Origin of the sequence: Buttiauxella cochleicola, assembly GCF_021283185.1 — a bacterium.
Classification (GTDB): Bacteria; Pseudomonadota; Gammaproteobacteria; order Enterobacterales; family Enterobacteriaceae; genus Buttiauxella; species Buttiauxella massiliensis.
Window position 1 is genome coordinate 136,716 of the sequence record NZ_JAJSOS010000005.1, and the last position, 16,209, is coordinate 152,924.

The following is a 16,209-nucleotide window of genomic DNA, read 5'->3' on the forward strand; positions in this document are numbered from 1 at the left end:
GCGCCATTCACTTTTAGAAATCTTCCTACAAACTGATTACCCGTGTGAGGCTAACTTCCGCAGTTCGCTCATAGCAGACGCAAACCCAACTTAGCGAGTGTTAACCCCCCCTCAAAACAAACTCTCATTCCTCGCTCTGATCCACTCCCCACTAACCGGATGAATAAAATGCAGCTCGCTGGCATGCAGCATCAGGCGGGGAGTTTGTTCAGTGCCTGGTAGCAATAAACCGCCATATAGGTCACAGCCTAAAATAGGGTGGCCCAACTGTTGGCAATGGATGCGCAGTTGATGAGTACGCCCTGTTTCCGGGGTTAGCTCTACTCGCGTTAATGGCAGTAGCGTCCCGTCATCCTGTTCGCGATAAACGCGTTCAATGACGCGATAGCCGGAACGTGCAGGCTTGCCGTTGATTGCGCAAATCGACATCAGCGGGAATAGCGCCGGGTCTTTGGCAATCGGCGCATCTATCACCCCTTCGTTGTTGTGCAGGTGCCCGCAGAGCAGTGCGCTGTAGACTTTGGTCACCGTGCGCTGGCTGAATTGCTGGCAAAGGGCTGCATTGATCGCTTTGTTGCGGGCAATCACCATCAACCCGGAAGTACCAAAATCCAGGCGGTGGACCAGCGTGCAGCCGGGAAATGTCTGAACTAAGCGATGATGCACCGAATCAAGGTTTTGCGGGTTTTTCCCCGACAGGCTGAGCAACCCGCTGGGCTTATTGATCAGCACCAGGTGTTCGTCCTGATAGAGAACCTCTATCTTTTCATGGCACGCAGGGGCGATAAAGGTATCGATAATCGTAGACATCAGGCTGCCTGGAGGGTGAGTGGGAGCGGATGATAACGAATTTTAAACCGTCAGGCGAATCTGGCTATTCGCTTTGTCATACAGGTTGGCTTTGTGATTTCGATTTTCGAATAACTCGTTGAAACTGATGTGGCTCGGGGTTATTTTTTACAACATCAAAACAGTTAATGGTTATTAAAATGAAAAAAATCCGTTGGGGCATCATTGGTACAGGAACGATTGCTAAAAAATTCGCCGGGACTCTGGGTTACTTATCAGATGAGTGTGAATTTGTTGGTGTAGCCTCACGCTCTATTGAAAATGCAGAAGCTTTTGCAAAGCAATATGGTGCGAAGAAAGCCTTTGGCAGTTATCAGGAACTGGCGCAGAGTGCTGATATAGATGCAGTGTATATCGCAACGCCGCATAACTCACATTATGAAAATAGCTTACTGTGTTTAAAAAATAACAAGCATGTTTTATGTGAAAAAAGCTTCACAATTGATGTAAGCCAGGCTGAACATTTATTTAAACAAGCCTCTGACAATAGTTTGTTTATTATGGAAGCGTTCTGGACGAAATTCTTACCGGCATATGCGGAAATACATAAAATTTTGAACAGTGGCCAACTGGGAGATGTGGTTAATATAGCTGCAGATTTTGGCATCAACCCGCCTGGTAGCAGAAATGATCGTAAAATAAATCCTGAGCTTGCGGGTGGTGCACTTTATGATGTGGGGATTTACGTTATTGGTATTACCTGCATGCTATTAGGATATGAACCTAAAAGCGTTGTCTCTAATGCTGTGTTATCTGACGGTGGAGTCGATCTGTCAAGTTTCTACTTTATGCAGTATGAAAGTGGGCAAGTTGCTTTGCTAAGCTCATCCGTAGAAGCATTGTCACGCCAGCAAGCGATCATTCAATGTAAAAATGGCTATATTGTTATCGATACACCACACGCTGCAAATGGATTTACGGTTTACCAGAATGACAATAAAAAAGAGTATAACTTCCCGTTTGATTTCGATGGCTTCGAGTATCAATTAAGGCACACCAACGATTGTATTCGCCAGGGGAAAACGGCGAGTGACATAATGAAACCACATGACACAATCGCCGTATTAAAAATTATGGATAATATGCGTAAAGAATGGGGTATGAAATTCCCCTTTGAAATCTAGTTTGACCCGTTGAAATAAAACCCGGAAGTGAGTCTTCATTTCCGGACCCAACACAACCGCCAGGTTTATGACTAAGCCCTTGATGATTTTCTAACAACGAGTTTTAAACCAGCTAGCGAATCTGGCTATATCGTTAACTGAGGCAGGCAATATACTTTTCGCCTGAACGGCGGACTATCTCATCCGCATTTTTTGCGATCTCCTTTCCTTCAAACGCGCCATAGAGTTTCGAAAATTTCAGGCAATCCAATTGGCGGATAATGTTACCGACCGTCGCTGCTGGCAGCGGTAGCATATTGGGATAGCTCCACATGAAAGAGACCGCATCCGCGCCAGGGGTGACCTGAACGGTGTCCCCACAAAGCAGCATTCCTTCATCTTTTGCCCAGTGCAGAACGCTGCTGCCGGCGAAATGCCCACCGAGCCGTAATAGAGTGACGTCAGTGACCAGTTTAAGGGTGTTACCTTCCCAAAGGGTAATCCACGGACTATCGCGCATGATCCACTGGCTATCGCTGGCATGAAGGTAAATCGGGGCTTCAAACTCGGCGGCCCAATCTTGCATGGTGCTGTAGAAATGAGGATGCGATATGGCGATAGCTTTGAGACCGCCGAGTGAATGAATCAGCGTTTTTGTGGCGTCATCGAGCGTGGCAATGCAATCCCACAGAATATTACCTTCCGGCGTTCGCAGAAGAAAAGCGCGTTGACCGATCGCAAACTCAGGCACAGTTTGAATGCTGAAGAGGTGGGTTTCGTGCTGTTTCCATGTATTGGTATGTGAACTAAAAAGGCTGTCAGAATCGACCCATTGCTGCCCCCTCACGGGTAGATACTGACGCTCATCTTTGCAGATTTTGCAATGTGCCGGGTGGTAAGCGCTGGCCTCATAGGATGTGCCGCAGGCTTTGCATAACGTGATCATTGAGTCGTCCTCTCTGTTCTGGTGTCTTTTAAAACACAGTCAGCCTGGCACAACGGTACATATGGATGTGCCAGTTAGTGCTGCGAGAGAATTATAGAAACCCACAAAAACAAAAAAGCCCGCTTAAGTTTCCTTAAGCGGGCTCTCGAATTTGGCTCCTCTGACTGGACTCGAACCAGTGACATACGGATTAACAGTCCGCCGTTCTACCGACTGAACTACAGAGGAATCGGTTAACGGGGCGCATATTAACGATTCGAGGGGGGCATGTCAAAGGGTTCACGAAAAAGTTTTTTGTTTGCTCTTTTTATAGTCAACATGTTGAGTATTAAGGCGAATTTGTCTTATCTGTAATCAGTAAATACAAATCACGCTCCGACCCATTTCTCCGCTCAATAGTAACCATTATTTATCTATGGACTATGTTGGTGCAAAGACGCATAAATCTTGAACATCACAGCTTTATTGTTAAGCAGATGTGATCCCCGCTGTAAATTCATTGCGTTGTACCGGAGCGCATTAAACGGCGCTCTATACTCAAATAAGTCTGAATCCAGGCACCGGGTGGCCAAATCTGGCAACCATTTTGCTTAATGTTCAAGGCTGTGAAAATCGTAAGGAAACCCCGTAAGGAAACCTCGCTGTAACCACAGGAAATTGACTGGATAGTGCATTTTGTTCGCGTTTTTGCTTTTGAAATGGCTCTTACACCGTTTTGCATAAACCTCTTTGCTGATTTGCTAAGGAACATACAAATGTCGCTGAAATTGATCAGAAGTCCTCTTTCTCTGGTGTTGGCTGGTTGTCTGGTAACGGCGTTTTCCGCCCATGCCGATATTGTCATTGGTGTCGCAGGGCCGTTTACCGGGCCGAACGCGACTTATGGCGATCAGTACTGGCATGGCGCGACTCAGGCCGCCGAAGATATTAATGCTGCCGGTGGGATTAACGGCGAAAAAATCAAACTGGTGCAGGGCGATGACGCCTGTGAACCAAAACAGGCGGTTTCCGTCGCTAACCGTTTGGTCGACCAGGACAAAGTGAAGGCCGTGGTCGGCCATTTCTGTTCTTCATCTACTATGCCTGCCTCGGAGGTTTACAATGATGCGGGCATTCTCGCCATCACTCCCGGATCGACCAACCCGCTCATCACCGAGCGTAAGATGAACGATATGTTCCGCATGTGCGGTCGTGATGACCAACAGGGGCAGGTCGCCAGCGATTTCATTATCGATAAACTCAAAGCCAAACGAGTGGTGATCATTCACGATAAAGACACCTACGGGCAGGGACTTGCAGATGCTACCAAAGCGGCACTCGCGAAACGTGGCGTTAATGATGTGATGTACGAAGGCTTGTCGCGCGGTGAAAAAGATTTTAATGCGCTGGTCACCAAAATCAGTGCGCAAAAACCAGACGTGGTGTTCTTCGGCGGTTGCCACCCGGAAGCGGGGCCACTTGTACGCCAGATGCGTGAGCAGGGCGTGCAGGCTAAATTCTTCTCCGGCGACTGCATCGTGAACGAAGAGATGGTGACTGCTGCAGGCGGCCCGCAATATACCAACGGCATTTACATGACCTTCGGTAAAGATCCTCGCTTGATCCCTGATGGCAAAGCGGTAATCGACAAATTCCGCGCCAGCAAATTTGAACCTGAAGGTTACACCCTCTATTCCTACGCTTCTGTTCAGGCCATTGCTGCGGCATTTAAAGCCACTGGCGGTACAGATTCAGCCAAAGCCAGCGCCTGGCTGAAAGCCAATCCGGTGGATACCGTGATGGGCAAAAAAGCCTGGGATGATAAAGGCGACCTGAAAGTCTCCGACTATGTCGTCTACCAGTGGGATGACAAAGGAAAATATAAAGAAGTCCAATAATATCGGGATTTGTAGGGGGGATAAGCGGTAGCGTCATCCACCATTTTCGCCTTTCATTGCTGGTGAAAGTGTCGGGTGACGCTGCGCTTACCCGACCTACAAAAGAAGCTTGTCCGCCGCGCTAAAAGAGATTGCCTGCCTATGGACGCATTCTTCCTGCAACAATTGATCAATGGCGTAACGCTAGGTTCCGTCTACGGGTTGATAGCTATTGGCTACACCATGGTTTACGGCATTATTGGCATGATTAACTTCGCCCACGGCGAAGTGTATATGATCTCCGCTTATCTGTGCGCCATCGGGCTTGCGCTGCTTTCGTTCTTTGGTTTGCAGTCGTTTCCTTTACTCATTCTCGGCACGCTGGTGTTCACCATAGTGGTGACGGGCGTGTACGGCTGGACCATCGAGCGCATCGCTTATAAACCGCTGCGCAACTCTACCCGTTTAGCACCGCTGATTTCCGCAATCGGCATGTCGTTAATCCTGCAAAACTACGCACAAATCAGCCAGGGGCCGCGTCAACAGGGTATTCCAACCATGCTTGATGGCGTATTCCGTTTTCATATTGGTGAAGGATTTGTGCAAATCACCTACACCAAAGTGTTCATCCTGATTGCTTCGTTTGCTGGCATGTTGCTGCTGACCTGGATTATCGGCAATACCAAACTGGGGCGCATGTGCCGGGCGGTGCAGCAAGACCGCAAGATGGCCTCAATTCTGGGGATTAATACCGACCGTATTATCTCGATTGTGTTTGTGATTGGTGCGTCAATGGCGGGGCTGGCGGGTGTGCTTATCACCATGAACTACGGCACTTTCGATTTCTACGCGGGTTTTATTATTGGTATTAAAGCGTTCACCGCGGCGGTATTGGGTGGGATTGGATCGCTACCCGGCGCGATGCTGGGCGGGCTGATTCTGGGGATTGCTGAGGCGCAATTCTCCGGCATGGTGAATTCCGATTACAAAGATGTGTTCTCGTTTGGGTTACTGGTGGTGATCCTCATTTTCCGTCCCCAGGGGCTGCTTGGCCGACCCATCGTTGCCAAAGTGTGAGGGAGCAAAACATGACATCAGAAACGGCTTTGCATGAAGGCTTTTCCCTCAAACGTTGCTTACTGGATGCGATTTTCGCAGGGTTGGTGGCGTTAATAGTTTTTGGCCCGATAGTCGGTGTGGTGCTTGATGGGTACAGCTTTAACTTCGAAGGACAGCGGCTGGTGGCGATTATCGCGGTGGTGATGGTGGGGCGCTTTTTGCTGAGTGCTTTTTTTACCACCTCGACCGGAATGCGTTTTTTAAGCCGTTTTGAAACGGATAACTCGGGCGTGTATGTGCGCCCGCCAGAATATAAAAGCCGCATGCGCTGGATTATTCCACTGGTGATCGCCCTGGCGATTTGCTTCCCGTTTGTTGCGACCAAATACGTGCTGACGGTGGCGATTCTCGGGCTAATTTATGTCCTGCTGGGCCTTGGGTTAAATATTGTCGTTGGGCTCGCAGGCTTGCTGGACTTGGGTTACGTCGCATTCTACGCCATTGGTGCGTATGGACTGGCGCTGGGTTATCAGTATCTCGGACTCGGGTTCTGGTCGATGTTGCCACTTTCGGCGCTGATGGCGGCAGCAGCAGGGGCTTTACTCGGTTTCCCGGTTTTGCGCATGCACGGCGATTACCTGGCGATCGTGACACTAGGCTTTGGGGAGATTATCCGCCTGGTGCTGAATAACTGGCTGACGTTTACCGGCGGCCCTAACGGGATCTCTGCTCCGCCTCCGACGCTGTTTGGCCTTGAATTTGGGCGGCGCGCCAAAGAAGAAGGTGGTGTTCCGTTCCATGAGTTCTTCCATCTCACCTATAACCCCAATCTGAAGTTTATTTTTATCTACGCCATTCTGGTGTTGGTGGTTTTGCTGGTGCTGTACATCAAACACCGCCTGACGCGTATGCCGATTGGCCGTGCCTGGGAGGCGTTGCGGGAAGATGAAATTGCCTGCCGATCCATGGGCCTCAATCATGTTCTGGTTAAACTCTCAGCTTTTACCCTGGGCGCTTCAACGGCGGGTATTGCTGGTGTATTTTTCGCGACCTACCAGGGTTTTGTTAACCCGACTTCATTCACCTTCTTTGAATCAGCGTTAATCCTCGCCATTGTGGTGTTGGGCGGGATGGGGTCGACAGTGGGCGTAGTGCTGGCAGCGTTTGTGCTGACGGTTACGCCTGAACTACTGCGCAGTTTTGCCGAATATCGCGTGCTGCTGTTTGGCATGTTGATGGTGGTGATGATGATTTGGCGACCACGCGGCCTGATTCGCATCAACCGCAGCGGGTTTGCGGTGCGCAAGGGAGTGGCACCATGAGCGAGATGATATTAAGTGTTGAACATTTGATGATGCACTTTGGCGGCATTAAAGCGCTCAACGATGTAAATCTTGAGGTGCGCCGTGGGTCGATTACCGCGCTGATTGGACCTAATGGAGCTGGCAAAACCACGGTGTTTAACTGCCTGACCGGTTTTTATAAAGCCTCCGCTGGCAACATCTTGTTTAACACGCGTGATAAAACTACCAACGTGATTCAGATTCTGGGACAGAAATTCCAACCGGGTGACTGGATTAACCCGGCGCGGCTCGGTTCGCGCATTTTCTACAAAATGTTCGGTGGCACGCATCTGGTGAACCGAGCAGGGCTTGCGCGCACCTTTCAGAATATCCGTTTATTCCGGGAAATGTCGGTGGTGGAAAACCTGCTGGTGGCGCAGCACATGCAGGTAAACCGCAATTTACTGGCGGGTGTGCTGAATACGCCAGCCTATCGGCGTGCCGAAAGCCGTGCGCTGGACCGCGCGTTTTACTGGCTGGAAGTGGTGGAGCTGGTGGATTGCGCCAATCGCCTTGCGGGAGAGATGTCCTACGGCCAGCAACGGCGCCTCGAGATCGCCCGCGCCATGTGTACCGCACCAGAAATGATCTGCCTTGATGAACCAGCTGCAGGTTTGAACCCGGTTGAAACTCGCACCCTGAGTAAGATCATCCGTTTCCTGCGCGACCACCACGGCATCACTGTTTTGCTGATTGAACATGATATGGGCATGGTGATGGATATTTCCGACCACATTATTGTGCTCGACCACGGCGATGTCATTGCCGAGGGCAAACCTGAACAAATCCAACATGATGAAAAAGTGATTGCCGCCTATCTGGGCACCGACGAAGACGAGGTCAGTGTATGAGTGAGGCGATGCTGGAGTTTAGAAATGTGGATGTTTTTTATGGTGCCATTCAGGCGCTAAAACAGGTTTCTTTGCAGGTGAACGAAGGGGAAACCGTGGCATTGATTGGGGCTAACGGGGCCGGGAAATCAACGCTGTTAATGTCTATTTTCGGCCAGCCGCGCATTCGCGGCGGGCAAATCCTGTTTCATGGTGAAGATATCAGCCATAAATCGACGCACTTTGTGGCGTCAGGCGGAATCGCACAGGCTCCTGAAGGGCGGCGAATATTCCCGGATATGACGGTCGAAGAAAACCTGCTGATGGGTACCATTCCCATCGGCAACCAGTTTGCCGCGCAGGATTTGCAAACCATGTTTGATCTATTCCCGCGTTTAAAAGAGCGCCGTAAACAGCGGGCGATGACCATGTCCGGTGGCGAGCAGCAAATGTTGGCGATAGCGCGAGCACTGATGAGTCGCCCAAAACTGTTGCTGCTGGATGAACCGAGTCTTGGACTCGCACCAATCGTCGTGAAGCAAATCTTCCAGACGCTGCGTGAATTAGCGCGCAACGGCATGACGATTTTTCTGGTGGAGCAAAACGCGCACCACGCGCTGAAACTTTCCGACCGTGGATACGTGATGGCAAACGGGCAAATAAGGTTGAGCGGCAGCGGGGCGGATTTGTTGGGTAATGAGGAAGTGCGCAAAGCGTATTTGGGTGGAGTTTAGAAATTCGGTATAGCCTAAATAATTCGGGTTGCAGGAAGGCGGCAAGTGAGCAAATCCCCGGGAGCTTACTTGAGTAAGTGACCGGGGTTTGAGAGTGCAGCCAACGCATCTGCAGCCTGAAGTATGACGGCTATAAAAAAATACTTTGCAGGATAAGCGATTGTAAATCATTATTTGAAATGTGGTTTCACTTCCTCCCCCAAGGTCAATCTTGAACTTAAAAGCAGCACTTCATCAGCGCGTGGAAAAAACTCGCTGGTACGCCAAACGGAAAAGCAACCGAGTCCTGTTCTGGCGCGAAATTACACCCCTTGCGGTGCCTATCTTTCTGGAAAATACCTGCGTATTACTGATGGGAGTCCTGAGCACCTTCCTTGTGAGTTGGCTAGGAAAGGAAGCTATGGCAGGCGTCGGGCTTGCCGATAGCTTCAACATGGTGATCATGGCATTTTTCGCGGCAGTGGATCTCGGTACTACAGTTGTGGTGGCATTTAGCCTCGGTAAACGCGACCCTAAACGTGCGCGAGATGCCGCACGACAGTCATTGATATTAATGACAATTATTGCGGTTTTCCTGGCGGCCGGCATTCACCTGGCAGGTGAGCATGTCGTTAACGTTATTGCTGGGGCTGCCACACCTGAAGTGAAAGCATTGGCACTCTCGTATCTGCAAACCACTGTATGGAGCTACCCGGCAGCGGCGATTGCGCTTATCAGCAGCGGCGCATTGCGCGGGGCAGGGAATACCAAAATCCCATTGCTGATTAACGGCGGGATGAACATCCTCAACATTATTATCAGTAGCGTCTTGATTTACGGCGCGATGGGATGGAACGGGCTCGGCTTTTTTGGTGCTGGACTGGGCTTAACTATTTCACGTTATATCGGCGCTATCGGTTTCGTTTATGTGCTGGTGATTGGCTTTGCTCCTTCTTTGCGTATCTCGCTAAAAAGCTATTTCCGTCCGCTCAAAGTCGGCATTTTGTGGGAAGTGCTGGGGATTGGTATTCCTGCCAGCATTGAGTCTGTGTTGTTTAATGCCGGGAAATTACTCACGCAAATGTTTGTCGCCGGGATGGGCACCAACGTGATTGCCGGTAACTTTATCGCGTTCTCCATTGCTGCATTAATTAACTTGCCCGGTAACGCCCTGGGTTCGGCATCCACTATTATCGTCGGCAAGCGGCTTGGGAAAGGGCAAATTGGCCAGGCCGAACGGCAGCTGCGCCATGTGTTCTGGCTATCCACTCTTGGCCTGACGATTATCGCCTGGGGAACAGCGCCTTTCGCCGGATTGATGGCCTCGTTCTATACCCATGAAGATGATGTAAAAGAAGTCGTCAAAATACTGATTTGGCTGAATGCCGCGTTTATGCCGATTTGGGCTGCGTCATGGGTTTTACCTGCCGGTTTGAAAGGGGCGCGCGATGCCCGTTTTGCCATGTGGGTATCCATGGCGAGCATGTGGGGCTGTCGCGTGGTTGCAGGCTACACATTAGGGATTGTGCTGGAAATGGGCGTAGTCGGTGTCTGGATGGGGATGTTCTTCGACTGGACGGTGCGCGGCGTGTTGTTCTACTGGCGAATGGTCAGTGGACGCTGGCTGAAAAAGTACCCGCGTCTTAAAAGAGAACCGATTTCACAAACAGAATAAAGCTCTTACTGGAAGCTTTCGAACGCTATCTTAATTGCTCCGTGTGTTTATTGAACTCACGGGGCGATTTTCGTTTAAAACCATGATATTCATCACCCTGCAATGTCTCGTTTTGACTAGTAACGTAAAGTTACTGGCAGTGAAATATTCTAAAATGTTATTAATTGACGCAAGCAATGACTTTGGTGAATATAACAGGAAGACGAGGTAGTGATGAGCACAACGACAAGGAACACGGAAGGTCGTCTAATGACAGGATTTCTCAACGCCGTTGAGAAAGCAGGAAACAAATTACCCGAACCCGCATTAATCTTTTTCTATTTTTTACTGGTGGTGATGGCGATGTCAGCGGTGCTTTCCACCGTTGATTTTGATGTCGTCAACCCTGTGACCAATGAAGCAGTCAGAATTAATAACCTGCTTTCGGCACAGGCATTAACCGTCACCCTTTCCTCAATGGTGACCACGTTTACCACCTTTGCACCGCTGGGGATCGTGTTGGTAGCGATGTTAGGTGTGGGTGTGGCAGAAAGCTCAGGCTTTATTAATACCGGCCTGAAAAAAATGCTGCGTGTGACGCCCAAAAAACTGCTGACGCCAATGATCATTTTCGTCGCAATGTTCAGCCACGTAGCAGCCGATGCAGGCTATGTGCTGGTTATTCCATTGGGCGCAATTATCTTTATGTCTGCCGGACGCCACCCGTTGGCGGGCATTGCAGCGGCATTTGCCGGGGTTTCTGGCGGCTTTGCGGCCAACATGGTGCCAACCGGTAACGATGCATTGCTGCAAGGTTTTACCCAAACTGCCGCGCAGTTACTGGACGGGACCTATACCGTCAACACCTTGTGTAACCTGTTCTTCGGTATCGGTTCGACAGTGATGATTACCCTGGTTGGCTGGTGGGTGACTGAACGTATTGTTGAGCCACGCGTGTCGAAACTAGAGATCGACGGCGATTATCAACATAACGAAGATATGAGCAGCTACACCGCTGCGGAAAGCCGTGGCTTTAAAGTCGCGGGTCTGGTGATGGTTCTGGGGTTGGCAGGTCTTGCGGCGCTGGCATGGCCTGAAACTTCGCTGCTTCGTAGCCCAACTGATGGCTCACTCACCAGTTATGGTGCGCCAATCATGAAATCCATAGTGCCATTGATTTTCCTGATCTTTATCATCCCTGGTATTGTCTACGGCTTTGTGGCTGGCACCTTTAGCCGCGGCAAAGATGTCATCGACGCGATGAACCAATCCATGAGCAAAATGGGTTCATACATGGTGATGGCTTTCTTCTGCGCCATGTTTATCAAAGCGTTTGGCGATTCCAATATTGGTACGCTGATTGCGCTGGCTGGTGCTGATGTTCTGAAAACCATGGCGCTGCCGGGCGAAGCGACCATTATCGGTATGATTCTTCTGACCGCTGTCGTGAACATCCTGATTGGTTCTGCATCAGCAAAATGGGCGCTGTTGTCACCAATTATGGTGCCAATGCTGATGGCGGTGGGTATCTCCCCTGAACTGACTCAGGCGGCGTTCCGTATCGGTGACTCCACAACCAACATTATTACTCCGCTGATGGTCTTCTTCCCGCTGGTTGTGGTGTATTGCCAGCGCTACGTGAAGTCCACTGGCGTGGGCACGCTAGTGTCGATGATGATGCCTTACTCGGTGATCTTCTTCGTCTGCTGGAGCATCTTCTTGCTGGTGTGGTGGGCGTTGGGTCTGCCACTGGGCGTGAATGCGCCGTATACCTATCCGATTCAGTAAGTGTTTTACAAACCGGCCGCAACAGTGGCCGGTTTTGCTTTAATGGGGGAAAAGGTTTTGCAGCACATCGCAACGCTGTTTCACCGCTTCATGCAGCAACCGCACCGTGGTGGAAAGCTGTTTGCGATGCGGGCAAATCATATTCAGCGGCACGCTATCACCCTGATATTGCGGCATGACTATCTTCAACCGACCTTCGCTCACATCTTCGCTGACATCCAGCCAGGATTTATAGGCAATCCCTTCCCCCGCAACGGCTAAACGGCGGATCACTTCCGCATCATCACTCACAATGGCGCTTTTCACCGCCACATGATGTGTATCGCCATCTAAAGTTAACGTCCATTTGTCATAGACCCGGCCACGAAGCGCGTAGGTTAGCGCGTCATGTTGCACCAGTTCGCTGATGGTTTTCGGCTCTCCGCAACGTGCAATATAAGAGGGAGAAGCGACGATAACGCGTCGATTATTGGGGGCCAGCGGCAGTGCCACATACGAGGCGTCATCGTTATTACCATAGCGGAACGCGACATCCACCGGATCTTTGAATACATCGGCAATCTGGTCGGAGAACAAAATTTTCAAATGCAACGCCGGGTGCTCGCGACGAAACGCCTGAAATACCGTTAAAAGCATATTTCGCCCTAAATCTGACGGCACGGCGATTTGCAGTACGCCACGGACTTCATCGGTTGCAGGCTGAATTTGTTCAAATCCGGCTTCAAGAGTTTGTAGTGCAGTAACAGCATATGGCAGCCAGGTTTCACCTTCTGGTGTCAACCGCAGGCTGCGCGTAGAGCGGGCAAATAAACGAGTATTCAGCGTTTGCTCGAGGCGTTTGATGGCAGTGCTGACCTGTGCAGGCTGCAATCCCGCTTCACGCGCGGTATCACTAAAACTGTTTAAGGCGGCGGCTCTGACAAACAAAGTAAGGTCTTCCAGCCTGAGCATTTTAACTCTCCGAGTATAAGTGTTGTTTTCTAAGGGCTGTTTTTCGCCTGCAGCACACCTTGTACCATGAGTTCATTCACTCGATGAACCCTTTAATCTCTGGAGCAACCATGAAAGCTATCGCGATTACTCAAGCTGCACAAAATGGCACCAATCTGGAATCTCTTAGTGAGATTACTCTCCCAACTCCGGTCGCTACAGGGCACGATTTGCTGGTAGAAGTGAAAGCGATTTCGGTGAACCCGGTCGATACCAAAGTGCGAGCAGGCTTTAAAGCGGAGCAGCCGCGTGTATTGGGTTGGGATGCGGTCGGCGTGGTTGTGGCGACGGGTGAAAATGTTTCGCTGTTTAAGGCTGGTGACGAAGTATGGTACGCCGGTTCGCTTACTCGCCCAGGCAGCAACAGCGAATTCCAGTTGGTGGATGAGCGTATTGCCGCGCTGAAACCAAAATCTATCGATAACGCATCCGCAGCGGCAATGCCTTTAACGGCAATCACCGCATGGGAAATGTTGTTTGAACGCCTCGGTGTGAAAGAGGGTGGTAGCGATAATGATGTACTGCTGATTGTCGGTGCTGCGGGCGGCGTGGGTTCTATCCTGACGCAGCTGGCGCGTAAACTCACCAACATTACCGTGATCGGTACCGCATCACGTCCGCAAAGCCAGCAATGGGTGGCGGATTTAGGGGCGCATTATGTTATTGACCATAGCAAGCCGTTGACTGAAGAAATGGCGCGTATTGGCGTGAAAAATGTTACCCATGTTGCAAGCCTCAACCAGACCGACAAACACTACCAGCAACTGATTGAAGTACTGGCACCTCAGGGGAAACTGGCGCTGATTGATGACCCTGAAACACTGGATGCACGCCCGTTGAAAGTGAAAAGTATCTCCCTGCATTGGGAATTTATGTTCACCCGTTCCATGTTTGAAACCAGCGACATGATTGAGCAAAACCGTCTGTTAACTCGCGTGGCAGATTTGATTGACCAGGGCGTACTGAAAACGACACTCGGCGAACATTTCGGCACCATTAACGCCGCTAACTTGCGCCGCGCCCATGAATTAATTGAAACCAACCGCGCGGTCGGTAAAATTGTCCTCGAAGGCTTCTAATTACATAAAAATCATAGAGAAAATATCATGGACATTATTCATTCAGCAGCATCACGTTATTCCACCAAAGCATTCGATCCCGCTAAAAAAATTAGCGAAGAAAACATTGAGAAAGTGAAGGATTTACTGCGTCTCAGCCCGTCCAGCACCAACTCGCAGCCGTGGCATTTTATTCTGGCGAGCACTGACGAAGCGAAAGCGCGCATCGCGAAAGCGACATCAGGCTTCTACGTTTTTAACGAACGCAAAGTGCTTGATGCCTCGCACGTTGTGGTGTTCTGCGCCAAAACGGCAATTGATGAGACTCACCTGTCAAAACTGTTGGACCAGGAGAATGCCGATGGCCGTTTTGCCAGCCAGCAGGCGATGGAAGGGCAGCACAAAGGTCGTTCTTATTTTGTGAATATGCACCGCTTTGATTACAAAGATGCGCAGCACTGGATGGAAAAGCAGGTTTATCTCAATGTTGGCAACTTCTTGCTGGGTGTTTCCACTCTGAACATTGATGCGGTACCAATTGAAGGTTTTGACGCCCGTATTCTCGACGAAGAGTTCGGCCTGCGTGAGAAAGGTTTCACCAGCCTGGTTATCGTGCCAATTGGTTATCGCAGCGCGGAAGACTTCAACGCGGCGTTGCCAAAATCGCGCCTTGAGTTCAGCGAAATTTTAACGGAATGCTAAATATGAGTGATAACACACTGTCGATCATTGCTGTACTGAAGGCAAAAGAGGGACAACAAGATAACCTGAAATCAGCATTACAGGCGCTGATTGCACCGACGCGTCAGGAAGAAGGTTGCCTGGATTATGCGTTGTTCCAGCTCCAGGATTCACCGGACACGTTTTACATGCGCGAGTCATGGAAAGGGCAGGAAGCGCTGGATGTACACATCGCATTACCGCATTTCCAGGCGTTTATTAAGCAGATGGATGCGCTGCTGGCTGAGCCATTACAGCTTATTCGTTTGAATGCGGTTGAGCCATAAACCCTGCTTTTTGAGCGACAAAACCGAGGCCGCCACAGTATCTGTGGCGGCCTTTTTCTAGTTTTTTGTGCGAGCCACCCACGCCTGAAAGAAATCAATAAACACGCGTACTTTCTCAGGAACATGGCGAGTGTTGGGGTAAAGCGCATAGATGCTCTGGCGAGGAAACTGGTGGTGACTCAGTACCGCCTGTAACTGACCCGAGGCGATAGCCGGGCGCACCAGCCACTCGGGTAAGAGTGCGACACCTGCACCTGCAAGGGCAAAGGCCAGCAGCGCGGATGCGCTATCTGCGACGATACTGGGCGGTTCTTCCACATCGAATAATATTGCCTGCTGTTCTGGGATGGTCACTTGCCAACTAAGAGGCGAAGCCAGGCGGCTGTGTGCTAGCCATGTGGCCTGCGCCAACTGAGCCAGGTTTTCTATGGGGTTTGCGGCCAGATAAACAGGGGCGGCAACGGGTAAAATCGCGAAACTATCGACAGGTGCGGCCCGATGATTCGAATCCGCAAGCTGGCCGAGGCGGATAGCCACATCGAAGCGTTCCGCTATCAAATCCGCATGATATGAAGAAGAGACGTGCTGGATGCGCAGTTGCGGATGTTCACGCGAAAATGCCGCAAGCGCAGGCACCACCACCTGCGAGCCATATTCCGGCGTGCTGGTGATCCGCAAAACGCCGCTCAGCCCTTTATGATCACGTTGCACATCGTCCAGCAGGTTTTGAGCTTCCTCAAGCAGATGCAGGCAGCGGGGATAGAAATGCTCCCCTGCATCAGTCAGTGAGAGCCGCCGGGTGCTGCGCACCAACAGTGATACGCCTGATTCTGCCTCAAGCTGTTTGATGTTAAAACTCACTACCGCTTTGGTCAGGCCCAGCGCGGTAGCCGCTGCGGTAAAACTCCCGGCCTTCACCACTGCGACAAATATGGTTAAGCGTTGCAGATTCAGCACAATAACCCTCACCACTGTCAAAAATATTTTGACAGTGTAACGCCTGCCAGACGATT

The 16,209-nt window shown here is 50.5% G+C and carries 15 protein-coding genes and 1 tRNA gene; 11 read left to right on the forward strand and 5 right to left on the reverse strand.

The window, feature by feature from the left end; all coding sequences use genetic code 11:
• Window positions 1–111: 111 nt before the first annotated feature.
• Window positions 112–810, reverse strand: a complete 699-nt coding sequence (locus tag LVQ76_RS09375; protein ID WP_232921503.1) for an RluA family pseudouridine synthase — start codon at window positions 808–810, stop codon at window positions 112–114.
• A 179-nt stretch (window positions 811–989) separates the two neighbouring features.
• Here LVQ76_RS09375 and LVQ76_RS09380 point away from each other — a divergent pair, with 179 nt between their 5' ends.
• The gene (locus tag LVQ76_RS09380; RefSeq protein ID WP_232904266.1) at window positions 990–1,973 is read left to right on the forward strand and encodes a Gfo/Idh/MocA family protein; all 984 of its coding nucleotides are present in this window, start codon (window positions 990–992) and stop codon (window positions 1,971–1,973) included.
• A gap of 133 nt (window positions 1,974–2,106) precedes the next feature.
• On the opposite strand, the gene LVQ76_RS09385 is transcribed toward LVQ76_RS09380, so the two are convergent.
• Entirely contained in the window at window positions 2,107–2,898 is a 792-nt protein-coding gene (locus LVQ76_RS09385; protein WP_232921504.1) for an MBL fold metallo-hydrolase, read from the reverse strand.
• 152 nt (window positions 2,899–3,050) lie between these two features.
• Window positions 3,051–3,126: transfer RNA gene (locus LVQ76_RS09390), tRNA-Asn, on the reverse strand.
• 527 nt (window positions 3,127–3,653) lie between these two features.
• Here LVQ76_RS09390 and LVQ76_RS09395 point away from each other — a divergent pair.
• From LVQ76_RS09395 to LVQ76_RS09425, 7 genes are all read left to right on the forward strand, one after another.
• Window positions 3,654–4,775, forward strand: a complete 1,122-nt coding sequence (locus tag LVQ76_RS09395) for a branched-chain amino acid ABC transporter substrate-binding protein (protein WP_034458282.1) — start codon at window positions 3,654–3,656, stop codon at window positions 4,773–4,775.
• Window positions 4,776–4,916: 141 nt separating this feature from the next.
• Complete coding sequence (locus LVQ76_RS09400; RefSeq protein ID WP_151994326.1) at window positions 4,917–5,831, forward strand: ABC transporter permease subunit; 915 nt, start codon at window positions 4,917–4,919, stop codon at window positions 5,829–5,831.
• An 11-nt stretch (window positions 5,832–5,842) separates the two neighbouring features.
• A complete protein-coding gene (gene livM, locus LVQ76_RS09405) occupies window positions 5,843–7,135 on the forward strand; it encodes a high-affinity branched-chain amino acid ABC transporter permease LivM (RefSeq protein ID WP_232921505.1) in 1,293 nt (430 codons plus the stop codon).
• Window positions 7,132–8,007, forward strand: a complete 876-nt coding sequence (locus LVQ76_RS09410) for an ABC transporter ATP-binding protein (protein ID WP_232865299.1) — start codon at window positions 7,132–7,134, stop codon at window positions 8,005–8,007. The genes livM and LVQ76_RS09410 overlap by 4 nt, the downstream gene beginning before the upstream one ends.
• On the forward strand, window positions 8,004–8,720 hold the full coding sequence (locus LVQ76_RS09415; protein ID WP_232865300.1) for an ABC transporter ATP-binding protein: 717 nt from the start codon (window positions 8,004–8,006) through the stop codon (window positions 8,718–8,720). The genes LVQ76_RS09410 and LVQ76_RS09415 overlap by 4 nt, the downstream gene beginning before the upstream one ends.
• 211 nt (window positions 8,721–8,931) lie before the next feature.
• Entirely contained in the window at window positions 8,932–10,374 is a 1,443-nt protein-coding gene (locus LVQ76_RS09420) for an EmmdR/YeeO family multidrug/toxin efflux MATE transporter (protein WP_232921506.1), read from the forward strand.
• Window positions 10,375–10,623: 249 nt separating this feature from the next.
• The gene (locus LVQ76_RS09425; protein WP_232865302.1) at window positions 10,624–12,141 is read left to right on the forward strand and encodes an AbgT family transporter; all 1,518 of its coding nucleotides are present in this window, start codon (window positions 10,624–10,626) and stop codon (window positions 12,139–12,141) included.
• 39 nt (window positions 12,142–12,180) lie between these two features.
• Here LVQ76_RS09425 and LVQ76_RS09430 read toward each other — a convergent pair whose 3' ends face one another.
• A complete protein-coding gene (locus LVQ76_RS09430) occupies window positions 12,181–13,092 on the reverse strand; it encodes a LysR family transcriptional regulator (protein WP_232921507.1) in 912 nt (303 codons plus the stop codon).
• 110 nt (window positions 13,093–13,202) lie between these two features.
• Between LVQ76_RS09430 and LVQ76_RS09435 the strand changes: the two genes are divergently transcribed.
• From LVQ76_RS09435 to LVQ76_RS09445, 3 genes are read left to right on the forward strand one after another with little or no spacing between them, the layout of a single operon-like run.
• On the forward strand, window positions 13,203–14,210 hold the full coding sequence (locus LVQ76_RS09435) for a zinc-binding alcohol dehydrogenase family protein (RefSeq protein ID WP_232865304.1): 1,008 nt from the start codon (window positions 13,203–13,205) through the stop codon (window positions 14,208–14,210).
• Between the two features lie 27 nt (window positions 14,211–14,237).
• The gene (nfsB, locus tag LVQ76_RS09440; protein ID WP_232865305.1) at window positions 14,238–14,891 is read left to right on the forward strand and encodes an oxygen-insensitive NAD(P)H nitroreductase; all 654 of its coding nucleotides are present in this window, start codon (window positions 14,238–14,240) and stop codon (window positions 14,889–14,891) included.
• Window positions 14,892–14,893: 2 nt separating this feature from the next.
• On the forward strand, window positions 14,894–15,196 hold the full coding sequence (locus LVQ76_RS09445) for a putative quinol monooxygenase (protein ID WP_232904259.1): 303 nt from the start codon (window positions 14,894–14,896) through the stop codon (window positions 15,194–15,196).
• A 57-nt stretch (window positions 15,197–15,253) separates the two neighbouring features.
• Here LVQ76_RS09445 and LVQ76_RS09450 read toward each other — a convergent pair whose 3' ends face one another.
• A complete protein-coding gene (locus LVQ76_RS09450) occupies window positions 15,254–16,153 on the reverse strand; it encodes a LysR family transcriptional regulator (protein ID WP_232921508.1) in 900 nt (299 codons plus the stop codon).
• Between the last annotated feature and the right edge of the window lie 56 nt (window positions 16,154–16,209).

What these genes read in the sequence shown, in the direction of transcription:
- LVQ76_RS09375 (WP_232921503.1), bottom strand. Translation starts at nt 810, where the DNA reads ATGTCTACGATTATCGATACCTTTATCGCCCCTGCGTGCCATGAAAAG.
- LVQ76_RS09380 (WP_232904266.1), top strand. Translation starts at nt 990, where the DNA reads ATGAAAAAAATCCGTTGGGGCATCATTGGTACAGGAACGATTGCTAAA.
- LVQ76_RS09385 (WP_232921504.1), bottom strand. Translation starts at nt 2,898, where the DNA reads ATGATCACGTTATGCAAAGCCTGCGGCACATCCTATGAGGCCAGCGCT.
- LVQ76_RS09395 (WP_034458282.1), top strand. Translation starts at nt 3,654, where the DNA reads ATGTCGCTGAAATTGATCAGAAGTCCTCTTTCTCTGGTGTTGGCTGGT.
- LVQ76_RS09400 (WP_151994326.1), top strand. Translation starts at nt 4,917, where the DNA reads ATGGACGCATTCTTCCTGCAACAATTGATCAATGGCGTAACGCTAGGT.
- livM (WP_232921505.1), top strand. Translation starts at nt 5,843, where the DNA reads ATGACATCAGAAACGGCTTTGCATGAAGGCTTTTCCCTCAAACGTTGC.
- LVQ76_RS09410 (WP_232865299.1), top strand. Translation starts at nt 7,132, where the DNA reads ATGAGCGAGATGATATTAAGTGTTGAACATTTGATGATGCACTTTGGC.
- LVQ76_RS09415 (WP_232865300.1), top strand. Translation starts at nt 8,004, where the DNA reads ATGAGTGAGGCGATGCTGGAGTTTAGAAATGTGGATGTTTTTTATGGT.
- LVQ76_RS09425 (WP_232865302.1), top strand. Translation starts at nt 10,624, where the DNA reads ATGACAGGATTTCTCAACGCCGTTGAGAAAGCAGGAAACAAATTACCC.
- LVQ76_RS09430 (WP_232921507.1), bottom strand. Translation starts at nt 13,092, where the DNA reads ATGCTCAGGCTGGAAGACCTTACTTTGTTTGTCAGAGCCGCCGCCTTA.
- LVQ76_RS09435 (WP_232865304.1), top strand. Translation starts at nt 13,203, where the DNA reads ATGAAAGCTATCGCGATTACTCAAGCTGCACAAAATGGCACCAATCTG.
- nfsB (WP_232865305.1), top strand. Translation starts at nt 14,238, where the DNA reads ATGGACATTATTCATTCAGCAGCATCACGTTATTCCACCAAAGCATTC.
- LVQ76_RS09445 (WP_232904259.1), top strand. Translation starts at nt 14,894, where the DNA reads ATGAGTGATAACACACTGTCGATCATTGCTGTACTGAAGGCAAAAGAG.